This is a genomic window from Ancylothrix sp. D3o (assembly GCF_025370775.1).
In the GTDB taxonomy this organism is placed as follows: domain Bacteria; phylum Cyanobacteriota; class Cyanobacteriia; order Cyanobacteriales; family Oscillatoriaceae; genus Ancylothrix.
On the sequence record NZ_JAMXEX010000001.1, the window covers coordinates 492,053 to 514,763 of the forward strand.

The window sequence follows — 22,711 nt, forward strand, 5'->3', positions numbered from 1 at the left end:
GAAAACAAACTATTGTTTAATTTTGCTCAACCCACAATCATATTTTCACTAACCATAAAATAAGGGGCGTAGCATGAAAACTAGAAAAAAAGGCTATAAAGACAGTTATAGTCGGTATAAAAGAAGGAATCGGGGATTTACATTAATTGAATTATTAGTGTCTATTGCACTTGGGTTTATCGTTGTTTCAGGGATCTTGTGGTTTGTGGTGCAACTATCAGAAACCGACCGTAAAGAATTGGCCTTGACTCAAACCCAGCAAGATATGAGTTTTGCCCTAGATTATATGTCTAGCGAGCTTAAAGAAGCGATTTATGTGTATGAAGGAGAATGTTTAGGGACAACGGTTCGCGGTCAACCAAGAGACTCAGATTATTGTCCGGGGTTGAGTAATCACTTGCAGTTTCCGAGTGGAGTGACACCAGTTTTGGCATTTTGGAAAATAGAGCGCGTTCCCTATGTATTGAACGCTACCAATACCTGGGAACAGTTACCAAGCGGACAGCAATGTGAAGGTTTTCCTCAGTCTCCTTTGCCGCCTACACCGCCACCGCAGCCTAACCGTGAAGAATGCTACTCTTTGTTGTTAAATCGTAGCAGTTATACTTTGGTTGTTTATGGGATGCGCTCGGATACATCGGGAAACACTGGAAACACTGAAAGATGGCTTGGCCCGGCGAGAATTTGGCGTTATGAACTGCGCCAATATCAGGCAGCTGTAACTGCTCCGTTGAATACGCTAAGACAAACACCCGGTTATGTTGACCCGACAAATGGGGGCGTTACTTTTGGTAGTTGGCCGTTTGCTGTGAATGCGTCTGAAAATACTTTCGAGAATAGGGCAACAGTAAGGCCAACCTATAATGAGCAAATTTTGGTTGATTTGGTGGATTGGGAAACAGATGTAGCGTTTCAAGACAGGATTACAAGCTTACCAGGAGTACAGGAGTGTCCTGAACCGATAACTCCTTACCCCACTGATCGCAGTCAATTAACTTACAGTCTTACTTATCCAAAACGACCAGATGTTCCTAATAATGGCACCAACGTACTAAGTACAAGTTTTTATACTTGCGTTAGAAGGCCAGCAAGCGGTCAAACGCAAGATGTAATTGTTTTAATTCGGGGTAATGCTGTGAGGAGAGCCGGTTTGCCAGATAACCGTAATACTGCTTATTTACCCCAAGTAACTGCTCAAGTACAAACTCGTGGTGTGTTTGCGAGAAACCCGTCTTCTACACAGTGAAAAGACTATGAGATTATTACATTTTGTTTTAAGAAAAAAACGTCAGCAGCGTTTGGCTAAATCTACAGCCGGTTTTACTTTGATAGAAGTTATCGTTGTTGTGGTAATGGTTAGCATTCTGGCAGCCATAAGTGTTTTTAGTTTACAAAGTTGGGCAAACCGGGTGCGAGTTAATGGTGTTCAAGATAAGGTCTTAATTGCAATTAGAGAAGGACAAACTCGCGCTAGACAGCAGGCAATTCCTTGGCAAGTTAGCTTTAAACAAGACCCGCAAGCGGGTGATTTAAATATTCAAATGGCAATTCATCCAGGCAGCGTTACTCCTACACGGTGGACTTCAATTGATGAACCTGGAGTTCAAATAGACACTGACAGAACTTTTACAAATTTTAGACAGCAGCCTGGGAATCCTCCTTATTGGTATATTCGATTTGATAATAAGGGCAATGTGGTCAGAGAGGAAGCTCCTAATCCTTTACCGGCACGAATCACAATTTCTTATAAAGGTACTATGCCAAGACGTTGTGTTGAAGTAGTGACGCTTTTAGGGGCGACTCGTTCTGAAGGTGATGGAAGTTGTGGAAATTAAGAACTGGATCTAAAAAAAGTGGTATCTAGCCACAAAAACCCTTGACACACCGGCCCTTTTCTAGTATTTTATACATAAATTAGAAACCGGCCAGAAAAACTGAGCGATGCCATCAGGGAATTTTGGGCAAAAACAACGGGTGCAACAACTAAATAACACAACAGGCGGCTACAGCTTAGTAGAAATTCTAGCCGCCGTAATTATTGCCAGCATCTTAGCAACCATAGGCACAATAAGTTATTTAGGATGGCTAAACCGGCTCAGAGTTAATGGGGCTCACGATAGAATTTTTCACACAATTCGAGAAGCCCAAAGCACCGCCACCCAAACAAAAACCACCTGGCAAGCAAGCTTTCGACAACAAAGTGCAGACAGAATCGAAGCCTCTCTTCATCCCGCCACAACAACCCCCACAAATTGGAATTTAATTAACGAACCTGGGGTAATTATCGACACACAAAATACAACATTATTTCGCCAAGCATCTATTAACGCTTGGCGAATTCAATTTAACCATAAAGGTCATCCTAACGGACAACTCGGAAGAATCACCCTCTCTAACACAAGCGGACAAAATAAACGCTGCGTTTTCATTTCCACCTTAATTGGTGCTGTTCGGACGGCTGAAGATAGCCGGTGTTTGCGCTAACTAACCAGCAAACATAACCAAACCAAAAACAAACCGGCTCTATCTAACAGGTAAAATAAACTCAATCTCCCTAGTAAAAAATAGAAAATAATTATGTTTGGTTTGGGATGGCCTGAAGTTGCGATAATTGCCGGTGTAGCCCTACTTATTTTCGGCCCCAAAAAAATCCCCGAACTTGGTAAAAGTTTGGGGAAAACCATGCGAGGATTTAAAGACGAATTGCAAAACCCCCCTGATAACGAATCCTCAGAAAAACCAGACGATAACAATAATTAATCCTGTAGGTAGAGGGCAACCACAGGGGGATTGCCCCTACAAAAGCAGGTATATACCCGCCTCAAGCCTTATTAACCACCGGCACCGAGACATTCTGCGGACTGACAGCAACAGAAACCGTATTTTCCCCCACCGGACTCCGCGCCTCAATCCAACCAATAGCACGACTCACCGTTTCCGGCAAAATCACCACCAAACTACCCGCCGGTGCAGAATCCAGCGTTTTATTCACCGCCTCCGTTTCATTCAAAATCGACTCATACCGGCAATCAGGTTTAGTCGCCACAATTCCCTCACAAATCAACCGCGCCGCATCACCACGCGGACGACCCCGTGTATCATCATCCTCTTTCACAACCACGCGGTCAAAAATCTCCGCCGCCAACTTCCCTAAAGCCACAAAATCCTCATCACGGCGATCCCCTGGCCCTCCAACAACGCCAATTTTTTCACCGGGCCAATTGCGGACAAAACCCCCCACAGCCTCATAACTGGCCGCATTATGGGCATAATCCACCAAAACATGAAACTTGCCCAAATCAAACAAATTCATCCGCCCCGGTGTTTGCGCCGCACTCGAAGTAAACGAAGCCAAAGCAGCACGGATATACTCAATTTGCACCCCTTGCGAATAAGCAGCCAAACAAGCAGCTAAACAATTCGCAATTTGAAAAGGCGCCATTCCCTTCAACGTCAAAGGCACATTTTCCGCCTTTTCAATACGCAGCGTCCAGTCGCCCTTCAAAATCGATAAATACCCATTTTCATAAACAGCCGCCAAGCCATTTTTATGAATATGTTCCTGAATCAAACTGTTATTCGGATTCATCGAAAAATAAGCAATTTGACCCTTGACTTTTTTAGCCATTTGTGATACCAGCGGGTCATCAGCATTGAGGATCGCATAACCGGCCGGTGCCACAGCCTCCGCCAAAACCGCCTTCACATTTGACATTTGCTCAATAGTATCAATATCCCCCAGACCCAAATGGTCAGCGGAAACATTCAAAACCACCCCAACATCACAATGGTCAAAAGCCAAACCCGACCGCAAAATACCGCCTCGCGCCGTTTCCAAAACAGCCACTTGAACCGTCGGGTCTTGCAAAATTAATTGAGCAGATTGAGGGCCGGTGTTATCGCCTTTTTCCACCAAATAATCGCCAATATAAGTACCATCCGTTGTCGTATAGCCCACAACTTGGCCGGTTTGACGGTAAATATGGGCCAGTAAACGAGTCGTAGTAGTTTTACCATTCGTGCCGGTGACAGCCAAAATCGGCACACGGTGAGGAGTTCCGGGGGGGAAAAGCATCTCCAAAACCGGCCCAGCCACATTGCGAGGCAAACCCTTACTAGGACAAACGTGCATCCGGAAACCCGGTGCAGCATTCACCTCAACGATCACCCCGTTGGTTTCCCGCAGCGGAAGAGAAATGTCAGAAGTTACTATATCCAACCCACAAATATCAAGGCCAATAATTTTAGCAACCCGCTGAGCAATCCAGATATTTTCCGGGTGAATTTCATCAGTGCGGTCGATAGCTATGCCGCCGGTGCTGAGGTTGGCCGTTGCGCGGAGATAAAAAACTTCCCCATGAGGCAAAATTGTTTCGAGGGTATAGCCTTTTTGTTGCAGTAATTGCTCAGAGGTGCGGTCTACAACTATTTTGGTAAGAACATTAGCATGACCGTCGCCTCGGTTCGGATCACGGTTAGTTTCTTCTATTAATTCTTGTATAGTTGATTTGCCATTACCGATGACGTGAGCCGGCACCCGTTCCGCCACCGCCACCAATTTACCATTCACCACCAAAACCCGGTGGTCACGGCCAGTATAGTAGCGTTCCACAATCACCGAGCGAGTTTTAGAAGCAGCCGAAGCCATATCATAAGCATCTTCAGCCTGTTTAAGGTCATTAATATTGATAGTAATGCCACGCCCATGATTGCCGTCAAGCGGTTTAAGGACAATCGGGAAACCGCCGACATCAGAGATAGCATCTTCCAACTCATCCAAATAGCGAATTACCGTTCCGCGAGGCACCGGCACACCCGCACTGCGGAGAATAGTTTTTGTACCTTCCTTATCGCAAGCCAACTCCACCCCTAGGATGCCGGTAAAATTAGTCAGAGTAGCTTGAATGCGCTTGCCGTAAGAACCATAGCCCAACTGAATCATCGAGCGAGCGCTGAGGGGCATCCAGGGAATGCCTCGAATTTCCGCTTCTTTAACAATTGTTTCCGTACTTGGCCCTAAAGCAGCCTCGGCCCAAAGTTCCTTAAGGTCTTGGATATCTTGCTCAACTTCCGACACTGAGTAGTGGCCGGTATCAACAATACTTTGACAAAGACGAACCGCTGCACGCGCTGCATACCGGCCCGCTTGTTCATCGAGATATTCAAACACAACTTGATAGGTGCCAGGCGTAGAAGTTTCGCGGGTGCGACCAAAACCCACATCCATCCCTGCCAACTCTTGTAAAGCCAGGGCAACGTGCTCAACGACATGACCCATCATGGTGCCTTCGTGCACCCGTTGCAGGAAGCCGCCGCGACACCCAGGCGAGCAGAAGTGTTCAACTATACTGGGGAGAGATTCGATTAAGCCTTCATAAAAGCCGGGTATTTGATTTGTCGGTGAGTTTGCCAAATTTTCCAAATCAAGACGCATAATAATTAACTTATGCCGGCGGATGCTCCAGTAATTGGGGCCGCGTAACGTCAGGATTTTAAGTATTTTCATAACCTTTCCCTTGAGTGTGCGATGCGTATGGCGTGCAATAGGCTTAACTAATCTAGTTTCATGGCGGCTCCCCTCCGCAAACTGTTCATAGTGAACATTTTATGGGGATGAGGGACTGGGAGATAACGGCACTAAAGTCCCCCAATCAAAAGCAGGGTTGCTAAGACTGCCGGGGGGGGTGAACTATTTTTCGATTGGGCCGGTCGTAACAGTCGCCGTGACACAAAAGGTGAAGGCGGAGGTTAAACAAGCTCAGGGGGTCTGTAGCTTCGACGTAGGGGTAATTAGTGTGAGACATTTCGCTCGTGTCGATGATGGTGACGGTGCCTTTGCCGATAACAGAGATCAGGCCGTCTCGTTCAAACATTGCACAGGTGTCTTCATCGATACCGATGCCCATTCTATCCGGGTGAGAGGCAACAGCGGAGAGGAGACGAGCCATCCGGTTGCGATTTTGGAAGTGTTGGTCAACAATGACTTCGGGAATGATGCCGAGGCCGGTTGCCATATCAACGAGGGAACGGTTAGGAGATTCGCCACTACCGCCACCGGCGATCATGTGATGGCCCATGACTGCGGCACCGGCGCTGGTACCGGCAAGAACGATTTGTCCGAGTTGGACTTGCAGGCGAATTTTTTCCATTAAAGGGGTGTCTGCAAGGAGGGAACAAAGGCGCAGTTGATCGCCGCCGGTCATAAAAACGCCGGTTGCCGCTTCTAGGTAGTCTTGCCAGATGGGGTCTTCGCCTTGGGAGCGTTCGCGGATGTCGAGTACCTGTATGGCTTTTGCGCCCATTTCTTCAAAAATAGCAGTATAGCGCTGACCTATGGCGGCGGGTTCGCGGGAGGCGCAGGGGATAATTGCTATTTGGGCATCCGCAGCGCCGGCGCGAGTAAAAAACGTATGTAGGATTTCGCGTCCGTGTACTTTGTCTTCTGCTCCGCCAATCACCATGATGGCTGATTTGGTTGGTTGGGGCATCCTGGGTTCTATCGGTTGAGATTCTAATTGCAGCATGACATCGCTTGTTAGCAGGCTTGTGGGCGACCGGCTTTGGTTCCCACGATCTATAAAATTGCTTGAATATGAAGTTTAATTCACCAGTCTGGCTTATCTGCTGGCACAGTAGTAAACGCAGGCTGGCTTTTAATTGTCTCATAATCTTTTGGCGATATCGCGTATTTCTTGTGTTTCTATTTTTTGTTTTTTTGCACAGCCTTTGCTGCTCTAATGCTTGTGGGGTAAGTTTGTTGGGCTTAAAATGCTAGTTTTTTATGGGGCGGTTATGGATGGGGCTGGGGTTGGTTTTATTAGGCATTTCTTAACATTTCCAGGGATAGGGGGCCGGTGTGCTAAGATTCTACGTTTTAGATTTTAAATGTTAAGTGTGGTGTTCTTTTTGCCTTGGTTGGCTTTGATGTGTAGTGTTTATTGCGTAAATTTTTATGAGATTTGATGTCCTTACATTGTTTCCAGATTTCTTTAAATCGCCTTTAGAGTCTGGGTTATTGGCAAAGGCTTTAAGTAAGAAAATTGCCGAAATTTTTTTAACTAATCCCCGTGAATTTGCCACAGATAAACATCGGCGTGTGGATGATGAGCCCTATGGGGGTGGGGTAGGGATGGTTCTAAAACCGGAACCGATTTTTGCCGCGATGGAGTCGGTGCCGATGGTGGGCCGGCGAGAGGTGATTTATTTAACACCCCAGGGAGAGCGGATGCAGCAGGGGATGTTTCGGGATCTCGCAGAGAATTTTGACCAGCTTGTTTTGCTTTGTGGTCATTATGAGGGAGTGGATGAGCGGGTGATGAGTTTGGTGTCTCGTGAGGTGTCTTTGGGAGATTTTGTTTTAACGGGAGGTGAAATTCCGGCCCTGACTTTAATTAATGGGGTGGTTCGTTTGCTGCCGGGAACCGTAGGTAAGGCGGATTCTTTAAAGTATGAGAGTTTTGAAAATGGTTTGTTAGATTATCCGCACTATACTCGTCCGCCGGTGTTCCGAGGGTTGAAAGTGCCGGATGTTTTGCTTTCGGGAAATCATGGGGAAATTGAGCGCTGGCGTTATCAGCAGCAACTTGAACGAACTCGCCTCCGCCGGCCTGATTTGTTGGATGGTTAATTGTCATTTGTCATTTGTCATTGGAAAAGCAAAATTAGGGATTGCCAGGGCCAGAATTGGGAATCGGAAATTGAGAATTAGTATTGATCTATGAAGAGTTGGTTTTGTAGCGATGTTTAAGTTAAAGTTTTTGTCGGCTGCGGTTGTTTGTTTTTTAGTGCTGGGGGATATCGGTTTTTTTGCACCTAGAAATGGGGGGAAATGGTTGCAGCTAAGTGTGGCAGAGGCGAGAAGCGGGGGGGGGAGGTCGCGGGGGGGTTCTTTTTCCCGACCAAGTTCTAACCGGCCTTCTTCAAGTCCCTCTCGTTCGAGTGGCAGTTCATCGGGTTATTCTCCTAGCAGACCGGCTGGTTCTAGTTATAATCCGCCAAGAGATAGCGCTCCAAGTGCGCCACCACGATCTTCGGGAAATACGGGCGGACGGGCTAGAGGAGGTGACTGGGATAGACGGCCAACGGTGACGCCGGTGCCGGTGCCGAATTATCCAAGTCGGGGAGGCGGTTACAGTCCAAATTATCCGCCATCTCAGCCATATCCTTATAATCCGCCGCGTTATCCGAGTGGTGGGGGGACGACGGTGATTGTGCCGGTGCCGGTGCCGCAACCTCAACCGCGTTATTATCCTTATCCGGCTCAACCGCCTTATTATCCTTCGCAACCGGTGCCGGCTCAAACGCCTTATTATCCTTCCGGTGGGTCGGTTGCTCAGCCGGTGCCTCCTTCCTATCCAGCCGGTGGCGATTATCGTTCGGGCCGGTCGTCAAATAATGGGGGGTTGTGGAGCTTTTTATTGTTTTTGTTGATTTGTGGTGGAATTTTATTGATTGCTTGGATGATTTTATCGAAGAAAAATAGACATTCACCGCAATCAGAATTAGACAATGATATTGTGACGGTGACTAAGTTACAAGTCGCATTGCTTGCAGAGGCGCGTCACATTCAAGCCGAGTTATCTGATTTGGCGGTAAATTCCGATTTGGAAACAGCGGAAGGGTTAACACAATTTTTGCAAGAATCGGCTTTAGCTTTGTTGCGTTCTCCTGAATATTGGAGTCATGTTTTATGCACTTCCCAAACGGTGAAGAGTCGGGAAGAGGCGCAACAAGTTTTTGAGCAGTTTTCTATTAAAGAACGCAGTAATTTTAGTGCAGAAACCTTGTCTAATGTGGGAGGTTATGTACAGAGACGTTCACCGGCGCCGGTGGATGGTGATGAGGGGCCGGCGGCTTATATTGTGGTGACTTTTTTGGTAGGAACGGCGGATGATAAACCGCTGTTTGATAAGATTTATTCCGCTGAACATTTGCGCGCTGTTTTGACGAGGTTGGCGGGAATAACTTCGGATTATTTGTTTGTGTTTGAGTTGCTGTGGAGTCCGCAAGAAGCAACCGATACTCTGACGTATGATGAGTTGCTGACGGAATATGCGGATATGATTCAGATTTAGTCATTGGTCATTGGTCATTTGTCATTGGTCATGGGTATGGGGTGGGTTTGGTGAAGATAAGTAGAAGCACTTAATTATTTGTAGGATGGGTAGAGCGTAAGCAAAACCCATCAAAGCCTGGAGAGTGTTGGGTTTCGTTCCTCTACCCATCCTACATTACACCCAGAGTTTAATTAAGTTGACTTACTTATAAAGATAAAGGAGGGCGAATAATTGACAAAAAAGCAGTGAGAAAGGAAAATTGACAAATGACAATTGACTCAGGACAAAAAGAATGAATATTCGGATTGGTAATGGCTATGATATCCACCGGCTTGTGGAGGGGCGCCGGTTGATTTTAGGTGGGGTAGAAATTGAGCATTCTTTAGGTTTGTTAGGGCATAGCGATGCGGATGTTTTGACTCATGCGATTATGGATGCTATGTTGGGCGCTTTGAGTTTAGGCGATATTGGTCATTATTTCCCCCCCTCGGATGAAAAATGGGCCGGTGCTGATAGTTTGATGTTGCTTTCTCAGGTGAATAATTTAATTATTGGGCGGGGATGGCAGGTTAGTAATATTGATGCGGTGGTGGTGGCGGAACGTCCGAAATTAAAGCCGCATATTGGCGCGATGCGGGATAAAATTGCGGGAATTTTAGGGGTGGAAGCGGAGCAAGTTGGGGTGAAAGCGACGACGAATGAAAAGTTAGGGCCAGAGGGAAGAGAGGAGGGAATTTCTGCTTATGCGGTGGCTTTGTTGACGAGGGAAAAGTAGGAATTGAAACAAAGGAAAAATATATAAAAATTGGGGATAATGTGATGTTAAATAAACGGCGATGGTTGGCTTTTTTGTTGGCTTTTTTGGTGGCGGTTTCTCTGGGCGGATGTAATGGAATTAGTTTAAAATCGGAGGCTTCACAAGTACCGCAGTTAGTTGATGCAGTGCTGAGTGATCCGAAGACTTTTAATTATCCGCTTTCTCAAGAGTCGCCTAATGTTTTTGGTTACATTTATGAGGGTTTGATTACAGAAAATGGCTTAACTGGTGAGCTTGAGCCGGGGTTGGCGGAGTCTTGGGAAATTGCCCCAGATAAGAGACGAATTGTGTTTACTTTGCGGGATAATCTTAAGTGGTCGGATGGGGAACCGCTGACTGTTGATGATGTAGTTTTTACTTACGAAAAAATTTATTTTAATGAGAAAGTTCCGACGGATGTTAGAGATATTTTGAAAATCGGAAAAGAGCGCAGGTTGCCTGGTGTAAGAAAAGTTGATAGTCGCCGGGTTGAGTTTACGGTACCTGAACCGTTTGCACCTTTTTTGCGTTATACCGGCGGGTTAGCAATTTTGCCAAAACACGCTTTACAAGAGGCTGTCGAAACGACAGATGCGAATGGAAATATTAAGTTATTAACTTTTTGGGGAACGGATACAGATCCGAAAAAAATTGTCGGCAATGGGATGTATGCTTTGGAGGAGTACCAAACAAGTCAGCGGGTAATTTTTCGGCGTAATCCCTATTATTGGCGTAAGGATGCGGCGGGAAAACCTCAACCTTATATCGAGCGAATTGTTTGGCAAATTGTTGAAAATACGGATACATCTTTTTTACAGTTTCGGTCGGGAAGTTTAGATACGGTTGGCATTACGCCTGACTATTTTTCTTTGATGAAAAAGGAGGAAGAAAGGGGGCAGTTTAAGATTTATTCGGGTGGCCCGGAAATGAGTACAACCTTTGTGGTTTTTAATTTAAACCGGGCGAAAAACTCTAAGGGTGAAAATTTGGTTGATCCGGTAAAGTCTCGTTGGTTTAATACGTTGGAATTTCGGCAGGCGGTGGCTCATGCGATTGATCGCCGCAAGATGTTAAATAATTTGTTTCGGGGGTTAGGAGAGGAGCAAAATTCGCCAATTTATAAGCAAAGTCCTTATTATTTAGCGCCGGAACAAGGGCTGAAAGTTTATGATTATAACCCCCAAAAGGCGAAGGAGTTGCTGCAAAAAGCTGGGTTTAAATATAACGCGAATGGGGAGCTTTTTGATGAGCAAGGAAATCGAGTTAGGTTTGAAATGTTGACGAATGCTGGGAATAAGTTAAGGGAGGCAATTGGGGCTCAAATTAAACAAGATTTGGGGGCAATTGGCATTCAAGTTGATTTTAGTGCGATTGCGTTTAATACGATGATTAATAAGGTGTATAATGAGCGGACATGGGATAGTTATATTGGCAAAATAGGCGGTGGTGGAGTTGAGCCGAATAGTGGGGCAAATACTTGGACAACGAAGGGCGGTTTGCACGCTTTTAATTTGGCAGAGCAGCCTGGAGAACCGCCTTTAACGGGTTGGAAAGCGAATGATTGGGAGTTGGAAATTGAACGGCTTTATATCCAGGGTGCGAGCGAATTAGATGAGGCAAAACGCAAGAAAATTTACCAGGAATCTCAGCGCATTACTCAAGAAAATTTGCCGTTTATTTATTTAGTAAATCCTCTGTCTATGGAGGCTGTGAGGGATCGTGTTCAAGGGCTGAATTTTTCTGCTTTAGGTGGGGCTTTTTGGAATTTATATGAGCTTAAAATTGCGGAAGAGGAGTAAACAAATAGGTGCTGAAAAATTGGGGGGCTAGAAAGGGGGCAACTTTAGGGGTATTGCCCCTACGGTTGCATTTTTGGGGTAATAAGAAGGGGACAACCACCCTTCGACAGGCTCAGGGGAAACCAGGGGTATTGCCCCTAGGGTTGTTTTTAGTAATTTTAGTTTTTTTGGTGATAGGTTTGTCGGGGTGCAGCGGGTCTTTTTTAAAACAGCCGACTGCTAGGGGTTCGCAATTGGTAACGGCTATTTTAAGTGACCCAAAAACGTTTAATTGGGCGTTGGTGCAAGAATTTCCTAATGTGTTTTTGATTACTTATGAAGGGTTAACAAGTGAAAATAGCGTTACAGGAAAAATTGAGCCTGCTTTAGCGGAATCTTGGGAAGTTTCTAAGGACAAAAAGCGCATTGTTTTTACTTTGAGAGAAAATTTGAAATGGTCGGATGGTCAACCGCTGACGGCGGATGATGTGGTGTTTACTTACAATGATGTGGTTTTTAATAAAGAGATTCCAACGGATGCGAGAGATAGTTTAAAGGTGGGTAAACGAGGTTTATTTCCGGCGGTGAAGAAGCTAGATAGGCGCAGGGTGGAGTTTAGGTTTCCTGAAGCTTTTTCGCCGTTTTTTCGCACAACAACAGGGCCGGCTTCTGATGGGGTGGCTATTTTACCAAAACACGCTCTTGAAAAGTCGATTAAAACTAAAAATGCGGAGGGAAAACTGCAATTTTTATCAACTTGGGCGGTGGATACTGATCCAGATAAAATTGTGGTGAATGGCCCTTATAAGATGGAAAGTTATTTAACGAGTCAGCGGTTGGTATTTCGGCGAAATCCCTATTACTGGCGCAAGGATGAAAAGGGAAATCAATTGCCAAAGATTGAGAGAATTATTTGGCAAATTACCGATAATATGGATACGCAACTTTTGCGTTTTCGTTCACAAGATTTAGATACAACAGATGGCTGGGGAAGGATGCGACCGGAAGATTTTCCGCTATTAAAAAGAGAAGAAAAACGAGGCAATTTTAGAATTTATACGGCGGGCCCGCGTCCGGGGACAACATTTATTGCTTTTAATTTAAATAAGGGACGTAGAGATGGGAAATTTTTGGTTGATCCGGTTAAGTCGGGTTGGTTTAATACTGTTGAATTTAGACAGGCGATTGCTTATGGAATTGACCGGCAAACGATCATAAATAATAGTTTAAGGGGGTTAGGTGAGTTGCAAAATTCGCCGATTTCGGTGCAAAGCCCTTATTATATTTCTCCAAAAGAAGGCTTAAAACTTTATAATTATAATGTTGAAAAGTCGAAGGAGTTATTGAGGCAGGCCGGTTTCAAATATAATGAAAAAGGCGAGTTATTTGATAAAGCGGGCAACCGTGTTCGTTTTACGCTGATTACGAATGCAGAAAACCAAACTCGTGTAGGAATGGGGGCACAAATTAAACAAAATTTGAGTAAAATTGGCATACAAGTTGATTTTAACCCAATGGCTTTTAATAGCGTTGTGGATAAGCTGACAAATACGCTTGATTGGGAGTGTTATTTGTTAGGATTCACCGGCGGAATTGAACCCCACACCGGCGCGAATGTGTGGCTGACAGATGGGGGTTTGCATAGCTTTAATCAAAAACCGCTGGCTGATCAAGGTATAGAAGGCAGAGAAATTGCCCCTTGGGAGCAAAAAATTGAAGATTTGTATATTCAAGGATCACAAGAATTTGATGAAGCAAAAAGAAAAGCCATTTATGCCGAAACACAACAATTAACCCAAGAATATCTGCCAATGATTTATCTAGTAAATCCTTATTCAATGACAGCAATTCGCAACAATATTGAAGGCGTAAAATATTCCTCCTTGGGAGGAGCATTTTGGAATATCTATAACCTAAAAATCTCCAATAACCCCCAATAACCCGCTATAAACTATCTGCGTTTATCTGCGTTTATCTGCGGTTAAAAAATTCTTAAAAAATCCCCAAACTAAACATGGACTCAGAAACCTTAAAAAACCTCCTTCAATCAGTTGCAAAAGGCAACATAACCCCAGAAATAGCAGCCGAAAAATTAAAGCATTTTGATTATGAAAACGTCGGAGATTTTGCCAAAATAGATAATCACAGAAGTTTGCGAACCGGCTTCCCAGAGGTAATTTGGGGCCCCGGAAAAACGCCGACTCAAATTGCTCAAATTATGGAAAATATGCGCCAGAATTATCCGGTGGTGATGGCGACGCGCATAGAAGCCCAAGTTTTTGCTGAGTTAGATGAAAAACTTCCTGGTTTATTCTATTACCCAGAAGCGCGGATTTGTGCGACGGCACCGGCACCTTTAGAGCCAAAATATGAGGGTGTAATTGGCATTTTATCTGCTGGTACTGCCGACTTGCCGGTGGCGGAGGAGGCGGCTTGTACAGCTTCCCTTTGTGGTTTTGAGGTGTTACGTTTGTGGGATGTTGGAGTGTCAGGAATTCACCGGCTTTTAAGCAATCGTCATGTAATTGCGGCGGCGGATGTTTTAATTGTTGTAGCGGGGATGGAAGGTGCTTTGCCAAGTGTGGTAGGGGGAATGGCAGATTGTCCTGTGATTGGCGTTCCTACAAGTGTTGGTTATGGGGCAAGTTTTGGGGGTGTGGCGCCGCTTTTAACGATGCTGAATTCTTGTGCGGCGGGGGTGGGAGTTGTTAATATTGATAATGGTTTTGGTGCGGCTATGTTGGCGGGGCAAATTTTGCGAACTGCCTTGAGGGTGGGGAGGCGAGAAGGGGGTTTTTAAAACCGCATCCTATAGCAGATAAACGCGGATAGGTTTTTGGTGGGGATTGGGTTTATTTGGGTTGGGTTTTTAGGGTTTTGTCTATTTGTTTTTGAAGGTTTTTTTGGGTGGTTGAGTTGTCTAAAATAAGGGTTGCTAGGTTGCATTTTTCCTCTAGCGACATTTGGCTTTTGATTCGGGTTTCTGCTTGTTCTTGGCTGAGGTTGTCTCGTTGCATTAGGCGTTTAATTTGCGTTTCTGGGTTACAATAGACCACCCAAATTTCTGTGACTAAATCGGTCATTTGGGCTTCAAATAATAAGGGTATTGCTAAGACAATTGTGGGGTGAGAGGTGTTTGAAATTGCTTCGACAAAGCGCTGGCGGACGTAGGGATGAATTTGCGATTCTACCCACCGGCGTTCGTCGGAATTGTTAAAAATAATACTGCCTAATTTTGGCCGGTTTAAACTGCCATCTGCTAAGAGAATATCTGGGTATCTGCTGGCAAATTTTTCTAAAATTGGCGAACCGACAGCCACCGCTTCCCGCGCCAAAATATCGGCATCAAAAACCGGCAGTCCGTATTTTTCCGCCAAATAGTTAGAAACGGTGGTTTTGCCGGTGGCGATGCTGCCGGTTAAACCAATAATGCGTTTTTTGTTGTTAGAGTCTCTGAATGTTTTTAAGTGCATTAATAGCCTCTTGATATTCTTTTATATTGCCTTGTTGTTGATACAAACCGGCAGCTTTTTCTAAATCTTCGCTGGCGGCTTGATTATTTTGGAATTTTAGCTGGGTAGTGGCGCGATTTTTATAAGCATCGGCAGCGCTGATATTTCCCCAGTTTTGATTTATTTGGATGGCTTGATTGTAGGAATCAAGGGCTTTTTGATAGTTGCCTAAATCAAAAAAAGCTATCCCTCGATAATGCCAAGCTAGGGAGTTATTTTGATTGCGCTGCAATGACATATCATAATCTTTAATTGCTCCCAATTTATCGCCTATTGCAAACCGAGAACGTCCCCGATTTAAATAAGCGGTTGCATCATTTTGATTAATTAAAAGCGCTTGGGTGTAATCTGTTAAGGCTTCTTGATGTTTTCCTAACACTGCTTTTACGACGCCTCGATTATGATAGGCGAGGGCATTATTTGGTTGCAGTTGAATAACTTTTGTGTAATCATCTATTGCTCCTTGGTTATCTCCAATGCGGCGTTTTGCTAATCCTCTTCCTAAATAAGCTTCTGCTAAACTGGGACTAATTTGTAAGGCTTGGGTGTAATTTTCTATGGCTGCTTGATAGTTGCCGGTTTGTAAGAAATTGTTGGCTTGATTGTAATAATTCTGCCCCAAAATTTGCTGATTTGGCGGCGGAAAATAGGGAATGGGGGCGTTATTTCCTCGGAGTTGGGCTATTTGTTTGGCGGCAGTTGGGGCCGGTGTGCAAATTATCACCGGCATCGATATCAAAGCAAAAAATATGAAATTAAACTGTTTGTAATTCATGGCGATAGCTTGGCATTTTTACCCGTAATGGTGGATGAGGGATTGAAATAATCCTTCCATCGTATATTCTTGCGCTTCTAAATCAACTCTTCCGAATAATTCTAGGCAAGTTTTGGAAGTTTGGGGGCCAATGGATGCTAAACAAACGTTTTCTAATAATGAGGCGATACCGCTTCCGCCAATATCTGCTTTTTGGATAAGATGGCAAAAGTTTTTGACTGTTTTTGAACTGGCAAAGGTGATAATATCAACGCGGTGATTTTGCAAGGCTTCCCATGCTTGGGGAACGATTTTTTCGGGACAGCGGGATTCGTAGGCCGCGACTTCTATTACTTTGGCATTTTTGGCGGTTAATTCTTTTACTAATACTTCCCTTCCGCCGCTTTCTACTCTGGGAAATAATATGGTTTTTCCTGCAACCTTTTCTGGAAAATTTTCTACTAAACTATCGGCGACAAAGTTGGGGGGAATAAAGTCTGGTTGAATCTGGCGTTGCTGCAAACTTTGGGCGGTTTTTTCGCCGACTACGGCTATTTTTAAGTTGGCTAGGGCGCGAGCATCTTTGTTTTGGGCGAGCAATCTTTCAAAAAAGTAATCTACGCCGTTTGTTGAGGTGAGAATTAACCAATCAAATTGGGATAAGTTGGCTATGCTGTTATCGAGTTCTTCCCAAGAGGAAGGGGGGCCAATTTGAAGTGCCGGCATTTCTATGACGTTTGCACCGGCTGCTTCTAAACGCTTAGTAAAACTGCCAGATTGGCCGGCGGAACGAGTTACCAAAACGGTTTTGTTGCTTAAGGGTGCATCCATAGTATTGAGAATTGGAGGTTTTAGATTAAGAATTTGTTTAGGAGAATTGTTGATAAAAAATTCGCGCAGGCGCACGACTTCTCCAATGACAATTATGGCAGGGGAAAGTGATTCTCCGTTTGTTTTAAAGGAAATATTTCCGAGATTTCCTGTCCAGATTTTTTGATCGGGATGGCTGCTGGAACGAATGACGGCAACGGGGGTGGAAATGGGTTTGCCATGCCGGTGTAATTGATGGATAATTTCATCTAATTGCCGGCCTCCCATTAAAATAACTAAGGTTTCTATATTGGCTAAACTTTGCCAGTCTAGGGCGTCGGGTTCGTGAGCGCTGAGGACGGCAAAACATCGACTTAAAACGGGATCTGTTAGGGGTATTCCTGCTAGTAAAGGGGCGGCTAAGGCTGAGGAAATACCGGGGATAATTTCAAAGTTACAGTCTGCTTTTTGTAAGGCTTGAATTTCGGAGGCGACGCGCCCAAATATAAAAGGATCTCCGCTTTTTAAACGGATGACTTGTTTTCCTTTTTGGCATTGTTCAACTAATAGCCGGTCGATTTCTTCTTGGGGAGTGCTGGGTTTTCCGCCGCGTTTTCCGACTTCAATTAATGTGGCGTTGATCGGCACTATTTTTAACATTTCTTGATTGATCAGCGCGTCATAGACCAAAACTTCAGCAGATGCTAGTAAATTGTAGGCTTCTACGGTTAGATAAGATAAATTTCCGGGGCCGGCACCGACTAAATAAACTTTGCCTTTTGCTATTGTCATAGATCCTTTTTTTTGGAGGAATTTTTGATGGTTATTACAGTTTAAATGTTTTACAAATTAAATAGAATTGCAGCCTAAGTGAATTGGATTTAACTGCATCCTCACATAGCTTAGACTGTAAGATGTTTAGCTAATACATACCATATTTCTGAGGCTCTCGATAGCGGTTTGGACATAGGTTTATCGCGGTTTTATCATAAAATACGGATTCCCGATCAAGTTAGGCGACATTATCGAGTAAAATCAGGAATGTAAAATACGCAACTTTTTGAGAGTTAACAACGCATGGTCTGCTCGCAACAAGCTGACATTGATAATTCGCACCTTGATTTGGACGAACTTAATGAGAGATTTGAAAACGCGCACCCCAAGGAAATTTTGGCCTGGTGTCTTCGCAACATCCCCACCGGCCTGATCCAAACCAGCGCTTTTGGTGTCACCGGCATGGTAATTATGGATCTTTTGTATCGGGAACTAAAGCCTAATCCGCCTGTGCCGGTGTTGTTTTTGGATACGCTTCACCATTTTAAAGAAACTCTTGACCTTGTGGAACGCAGTCGCCAGCACTACAATTTGGATCTCAGAGTGTATAAGGTAATTGATGCTGAGTCCCGCGAACTTTTTGCGCGTCGCTATGGTGATTTGCTGTGGGAAAAGGATGTGCAAAAATTTCACTATCTCACAAAGGTTGAGCCTTTGCAGCGGGGTTTATCAGAGTTGAATACACAGGCTTGGATAACTGGCCGGCGTAGGGATCAATCTGATAGTCGCACAAAGTTATTCGTTTTTGAGCGAGATATCAAAAAACGCATTAAGGTCAATCCTTTGGCGTCTTGGACTCGCAAAGAAACGTGGTCTTATGTGTTGGAGCATAATGTTCCTTATAATGTGCTACATGATATGGGGTATGCCAGCATTGGTGATGAACCGCTGACGACGCCGGTGGGAGCAGACGAGCACGAGCGGGCGGGCCGGTGGCGTGGTACCGGCAAGACAGAGTGTGGGATTCACATCTAATTTACTGTGGGTAAAAAGTCAGTCGTCAGTGACAGATTCGGTATGTTTGTAAGAGTCAATAAAACTGACTACTGACTAAATTTTATGGGGGGAATTATGAAAATAGTAAAATTGAGAAACCCGGTTTTTATTACAAACCGGGTTTTTTAGGTTTAGGCTATAATGTTTGATAAAACTGCGGAAGTTTAGGCAGATGTTTATTCCAAAAAATAATTTCTACATTTCCCCGGCAGATTATTTAGAAGCTGAACAAATCAGCCCTATTAAACATGAATACCGGCGGGGTCATGTTTATGCAATGACGGGGGCAAAAAATCCTCATGTTGTGATTGCAGGAAACCTAGTAAGGCGGTTAGGTAATCATCTTGATGAAAGTAACTGCATCGTCTTAACATCTGATACAAAAGTCCGACTTGAGGAAGCAAATTGTTATTATTATCCTGATGTGGCTGTAACCTGTGATCAACGGGATACAACTTCAACGGATGATTTTATTCGCTATCCCGTTTTGATAGTAGAAGTGCTTTCTCGTTCGACGGAGAATTTTGATAGAACTGAGAAATTTGCTGATTATCAAACTTGCTCTACGCTGCGGGAATATGTATTAGTAAGTCAAAACCAGATGAAGGTCGAATGTTTCCGTTTGGATGAGTCGGGAAATTGGAATTCACAAATTTATGAAAAAGGTTCGGAGGTTTATTTAGAAAGCGTAGATTTTCAGGTTTCAATTACGGATATTTATCAAAAAGTAGCGGGGTTAATCTAATTTAAAAAATCTCTAATTTTAGAAAGTGCTTAAATTAATTTAAAAAGGAGTTTTCCTAGATGTTTGTCTCTAAAAACAATTTTTACATTTCACCAGCAGATTATTTAGAAGCTGAACAAATCAGTCCGATTAAACATGAATATCGGCGGGGTCATGTTTATGCAATGACGGGGGCAAAAAAACCTCATATTGTGATTGCAGGAAACTATATTACCCTGCTTAATAATCATCTCCGTAATAGCCCCTGTCTAGTTCTTTCATCAGATATCAAAGTCCGACTTGAGGAAGCAAATTGTTATTATTATCCTGATGTGGCTGTAACCTGTGATCAACGGGATACAACTTCAACGGATGATTTTATTCGCTATCCCGTTTTGATAGTAGAAGTGCTTTCTCGTTCGACGGAGAATTTTGATAGAACTGAGAAATTTGCTGATTATCAAACTTGCCCTACGCTGCGGGAATATGTATTAGTAAGTCAAAACGAGATGAAGGTCGAGTGTTTCCGTTTGGATGAGTCTGGAAATTGGAATTCACAAATTTATGAAAAAGGTTCGGAGGTTTATTTAGAAAGCGTAGATTTTCAGGTTTCAATTACGGATATTTATCAAAAAGTCCCTGGCATTGTCTAATCAATAATCCTTACTTTGAGCAAAAAAATGATTAAAGTTCTGCATCTTTCGGATATTCATATTGGCAGCGGTTTTTCGCACGGTAAAATTAATCCAGTAACGGGATTAAATACACGATTAGAAGATTTCGTCAAGACTCTTTCGCTGTGTATTGATAGGGCAATTTCTGAGTCGGTGGATTTGGTTGTATTTGGGGGAGATGCGTTTCCGGATGCTACACCTCCGCCCTATGTTCAAGAAGCGTTTGCAACTCAATTTCGCCGCTTAGTGGATGCGGATATTCCGACAGTTTTGTTAGTAGGAAATCACGATCAACATTCCCAAGGACAAGGCGGTGCAAGTTTGTGTATTTATCGCACTTTGGGAGTGCCAGGTTTTATTGTGGGAGATCGTTTAGAGACTCACAGGATTGAAACAAAAAGTGGGCCGGTGCAAGTGTTAACTTTGCCTTGGTTAACTCGCTCAACTTTGATGGCGAGAGCGGAAACAGAAGGGATGGCAATTGCTGATGTGAATAATTTATTAAATGAAAAATTGCGGTTAGTTTTGGAAGGGGAAATCGTGCGGTTAGATAAAGATGTGCCGACAATTTTGTTAGCGCATTTGATGGCAGATAAGGCAGAATTAGGTGCGGAGAGATTTTTGGCGGTGGGGAAAGGTTTTACTATTCCGATGTCGTTGTTGGTGCGTCCTTGTTTTGAATATGTGGCGCTGGGGCACGTTCACCGGCACCAAAATTTGAATCGGCAAAATAATCCGCCGGTGATTTATCCGGGGAGTATTGAACGGGTGGATTTTAGTGAGGAAAAAGAGGATAAAGGTTATGTGATGTTGGAGGTGGAAAAAGGCAGGGTAAATTGGGAGTTTTGTAAGTTACCGGTGAGGTCTTTTGTAACAATTCGGGTCGATGTTTCGGAGGCGGAAGATCCCCAGGCGATGTTGGTGGAAAAAATTGGTAAGAAAGAAATTAACGATGCGGTGGTGCGGTTGATTTATCAGGTGCGTTCTGAGCAGCTAGATTTGATTGATAATGCTGCGATTCATAAGGCGTTAAATGCGGCTCATAGTTATACAATTCAGGCGGAATTAGTGAGTCAATTGGCGCGTCCGCGTGTGCCTAGTTTAGTGGCCGGTGGGGGTATTTCTCCGATGGAGGCGTTGAAAAGTTATTTGGAAAATCGCAGTGATTTGAAAGATATTCAGGGGGATTTGTTGGTGGCGGCGGAGGGTTTGTTGGGGGGAGAAGAGGGGGATAAACAGTTGAATTTGTTGTAAAAATTCCCCAAATTTTAACTTAATTAACCACCGACTCAGAAAAAAATGAGACTTTATAGCCGTGACAACTATTGAAGTTTTTATAAACTTAGGTTTTCCGAAAAACCTGGTTTCTCAATCTGCCGATTCTGCCGGCTTAAAATGCCTTCGATTTTTTCAATAACCCTAACCAAATCCTGATGCTTAACTAATTGCTCTAATTCTGTTAAGGCTCCTTCTGCTTGTTCAATTTTTTGCAGTAAAGATTCTGTTTCTAAATATGCGTTGATTTCAGGATTATGTAGTTCTGAACTCATGTTAGATGCAGGATATTTTACCAATTCTTCCAACTGAGCTAACGCCATCTCTGCTGTCTCAATTTGTTGTATAAGCGAACGCGCCACCGTCGCACCTTCTCTTGCTGATTCTGTAAGATCCTGAACACGGATTTTAAAACGATTAGCAAGCTGGTCTACTTGCCGACCGGCTTCAAAAGTTTGGCTAACTAATTTCCCAATTTCAGACGTAACGTTGCTAAATTCGCTAAAGTGATCTCCCGAACGATGCGCCACAACGGCTGCTTGCATAGCTAAATATCGCACTTGCTGGCTAACTTTTGCAATAAGTACCGAAGCAGCATTAATTGTCTCTAATTCTTTGGCTAAAGCCTTGCCAATATCGACAATTTGATCCGTATTCTGGCAAATAGCATTCACACCGGCAAAAGTTGCCTGAAAAGCCTTTCGGCCTTCCAGAGACAGAAGTTTTCCAATTTGAATAAACTTTTGATTTAATTGCGAAATTCTTTTTGCTTGCTTCATTAATCGAGATTGCTGTTCGCTCAAAAGTTGATTTTGGTTTTGTAGTTCAACTAAATTAAACTCTAACAATTGCGTGTAACCTTTCGCTTTATTTTGTTCTTTTTGAATGAGATTAAGCGAGTTATGAATTTCTAACTTTTGCAAGCGGATAACTTCATAAGATAAACTGAGCATTTGCGATTGACCGAGCAGCAAAACCCGCATATCAAGTAAGCGAAAACTATTATCATCGTAGACAATAACCACCGGCTCATATACCAAATCTTCAGAGCGATTTAGCGCAATTTTTGCCGCTTCATCAATTTTGCTATTCTGAGAAAGTAGCAAAGCAGGAATTTTAAAAAAATCTAAAATCGCACCTATAGGGCGCTGCATATAAAGTTCAATATTATAAGGTTGACTCATCCATTCATAAAATTTTCGCCGTGAAATCATTCCCACCAAGCGCGGGCCATTAAGCACCATTACCCCCGGAATTTCTGGTTGGTGAGCAAAGGTTTTCGCCACAATATTGCCGGGGATTCTTTGGCTAACTTGAAAGTGATGGCTGGGCAAGTTGCCAATGGTAGAATCAGGAGTGAGTTGAGACAGATCAATCATTCACGGAGGATGCCGACAGCAAAAACGAGATTTTCTTTATGTTGACACAAATAATTAAGATAGTAACCTAAATTATTAATTAACCGATTTTGCTGCCTTTTTTTTGACAAGCCCGCGCTGACA

The 22,711-nt window shown here is 43.8% G+C and carries 20 protein-coding genes; 14 read left to right on the plus strand and 6 right to left on the minus strand.

Annotated elements, in window-relative coordinates:
• The first annotated feature begins 73 nt into the window (after positions 1-73).
• From NG798_RS02125 to tatA, 4 genes are all read left to right on the plus strand, one after another.
• Entirely contained in the window at positions 74-1,246 is a 1,173-nt protein-coding gene (locus NG798_RS02125; protein ID WP_261220145.1) for a prepilin-type N-terminal cleavage/methylation domain-containing protein, read from the plus strand.
• A 7-nt stretch (positions 1,247-1,253) separates the two neighbouring features.
• Positions 1,254-1,835, plus strand: coding sequence for a Tfp pilus assembly protein FimT/FimU (locus tag NG798_RS02130; protein WP_261220146.1), 582 nt, complete (start codon positions 1,254-1,256; stop codon positions 1,833-1,835).
• 106 nt (positions 1,836-1,941) lie between these two features.
• The gene (locus NG798_RS02135; RefSeq protein WP_261220147.1) at positions 1,942-2,484 is read left to right on the plus strand and encodes a Tfp pilus assembly protein FimT/FimU; all 543 of its coding nucleotides are present in this window, start codon (positions 1,942-1,944) and stop codon (positions 2,482-2,484) included.
• A gap of 93 nt (positions 2,485-2,577) precedes the next feature.
• Positions 2,578-2,760: a twin-arginine translocase TatA/TatE family subunit gene (gene tatA, locus NG798_RS02140; RefSeq protein WP_261220148.1), complete on the plus strand. Its 183-nt coding sequence runs from the start codon at positions 2,578-2,580 to the stop codon at positions 2,758-2,760.
• A 61-nt stretch (positions 2,761-2,821) separates the two neighbouring features.
• Here the strand turns inward: tatA and cphA are convergent, their stop codons facing one another.
• Both cphA and NG798_RS02150 read right to left on the minus strand, forming a co-directional pair.
• Positions 2,822-5,506, minus strand: a complete 2,685-nt coding sequence (gene cphA, locus NG798_RS02145) for a cyanophycin synthetase (RefSeq protein WP_261220149.1) — start codon at positions 5,504-5,506, stop codon at positions 2,822-2,824.
• A gap of 160 nt (positions 5,507-5,666) precedes the next feature.
• The gene (locus tag NG798_RS02150) at positions 5,667-6,524 is read right to left on the minus strand and encodes a cyanophycinase (protein ID WP_261220150.1); all 858 of its coding nucleotides are present in this window, start codon (positions 6,522-6,524) and stop codon (positions 5,667-5,669) included.
• A gap of 428 nt (positions 6,525-6,952) precedes the next feature.
• Between NG798_RS02150 and trmD the strand changes: the two genes are divergently transcribed.
• The 6 genes from trmD (at position 6,953) to larB (ending at position 14,430) form a co-directional block, all read left to right on the plus strand.
• On the plus strand, positions 6,953-7,627 hold the full coding sequence (gene trmD / locus NG798_RS02155; RefSeq protein ID WP_261220151.1) for a tRNA (guanosine(37)-N1)-methyltransferase TrmD: 675 nt from the start codon (positions 6,953-6,955) through the stop codon (positions 7,625-7,627).
• Between the two features lie 112 nt (positions 7,628-7,739).
• A complete protein-coding gene (locus NG798_RS02160) occupies positions 7,740-9,074 on the plus strand; it encodes a DUF1517 domain-containing protein (protein ID WP_261220152.1) in 1,335 nt (444 codons plus the stop codon).
• Between the two features lie 274 nt (positions 9,075-9,348).
• On the plus strand, positions 9,349-9,831 hold the full coding sequence (gene ispF, locus NG798_RS02165) for a 2-C-methyl-D-erythritol 2,4-cyclodiphosphate synthase (protein WP_261220153.1): 483 nt from the start codon (positions 9,349-9,351) through the stop codon (positions 9,829-9,831).
• 44 nt (positions 9,832-9,875) lie between these two features.
• On the plus strand, positions 9,876-11,651 hold the full coding sequence (locus NG798_RS02170) for an ABC transporter substrate-binding protein (protein WP_261220154.1): 1,776 nt from the start codon (positions 9,876-9,878) through the stop codon (positions 11,649-11,651).
• 131 nt (positions 11,652-11,782) lie between these two features.
• Positions 11,783-13,570, plus strand: coding sequence for an ABC transporter substrate-binding protein (locus NG798_RS02175; protein ID WP_375338942.1), 1,788 nt, complete (start codon positions 11,783-11,785; stop codon positions 13,568-13,570).
• A 74-nt stretch (positions 13,571-13,644) separates the two neighbouring features.
• A complete protein-coding gene (gene larB, locus NG798_RS02180; protein WP_261220155.1) occupies positions 13,645-14,430 on the plus strand; it encodes a nickel pincer cofactor biosynthesis protein LarB in 786 nt (261 codons plus the stop codon).
• Positions 14,431-14,482: 52 nt separating this feature from the next.
• Here larB and coaE read toward each other — a convergent pair whose 3' ends face one another.
• The 3 genes from coaE to cobA are packed head-to-tail and all read right to left on the minus strand — an operon-like array spanning position 14,483 to position 17,498.
• On the minus strand, positions 14,483-15,103 hold the full coding sequence (gene coaE, locus NG798_RS02185; RefSeq protein ID WP_261220156.1) for a dephospho-CoA kinase: 621 nt from the start codon (positions 15,101-15,103) through the stop codon (positions 14,483-14,485).
• Complete coding sequence (locus tag NG798_RS02190) at positions 15,075-15,917, minus strand: tetratricopeptide repeat protein (RefSeq protein ID WP_261220157.1); 843 nt, start codon at positions 15,915-15,917, stop codon at positions 15,075-15,077. Before NG798_RS02190 ends, coaE begins: the two co-directional genes overlap by 29 nt.
• 18 nt (positions 15,918-15,935) lie before the next feature.
• The gene (gene cobA / locus NG798_RS02195) at positions 15,936-17,498 is read right to left on the minus strand and encodes a uroporphyrinogen-III C-methyltransferase (RefSeq protein WP_261220158.1); all 1,563 of its coding nucleotides are present in this window, start codon (positions 17,496-17,498) and stop codon (positions 15,936-15,938) included.
• Positions 17,499-17,783: 285 nt separating this feature from the next.
• On the opposite strand from cobA, the gene cysH reads away from it, so the two are divergent.
• The 4 genes from cysH (at position 17,784) to sbcD (ending at position 21,188) form a co-directional block, all read left to right on the plus strand.
• The gene (gene cysH / locus NG798_RS02200; RefSeq protein ID WP_261220159.1) at positions 17,784-18,515 is read left to right on the plus strand and encodes a phosphoadenosine phosphosulfate reductase; all 732 of its coding nucleotides are present in this window, start codon (positions 17,784-17,786) and stop codon (positions 18,513-18,515) included.
• 193 nt (positions 18,516-18,708) lie between these two features.
• A complete protein-coding gene (locus tag NG798_RS02205; protein WP_261220160.1) occupies positions 18,709-19,281 on the plus strand; it encodes a Uma2 family endonuclease in 573 nt (190 codons plus the stop codon).
• A gap of 59 nt (positions 19,282-19,340) precedes the next feature.
• Complete coding sequence (locus NG798_RS02210; RefSeq protein ID WP_261220161.1) at positions 19,341-19,913, plus strand: Uma2 family endonuclease; 573 nt, start codon at positions 19,341-19,343, stop codon at positions 19,911-19,913.
• 27 nt (positions 19,914-19,940) lie between these two features.
• Complete coding sequence (gene sbcD / locus NG798_RS02215; RefSeq protein WP_261220162.1) at positions 19,941-21,188, plus strand: exonuclease subunit SbcD; 1,248 nt, start codon at positions 19,941-19,943, stop codon at positions 21,186-21,188.
• 80 nt (positions 21,189-21,268) lie between these two features.
• Here the strand turns inward: sbcD and NG798_RS02220 are convergent, their stop codons facing one another.
• A complete protein-coding gene (locus NG798_RS02220) occupies positions 21,269-22,588 on the minus strand; it encodes a chemotaxis protein (RefSeq protein ID WP_261220163.1) in 1,320 nt (439 codons plus the stop codon).
• Positions 22,589-22,711 lie beyond the last annotated feature (123 nt).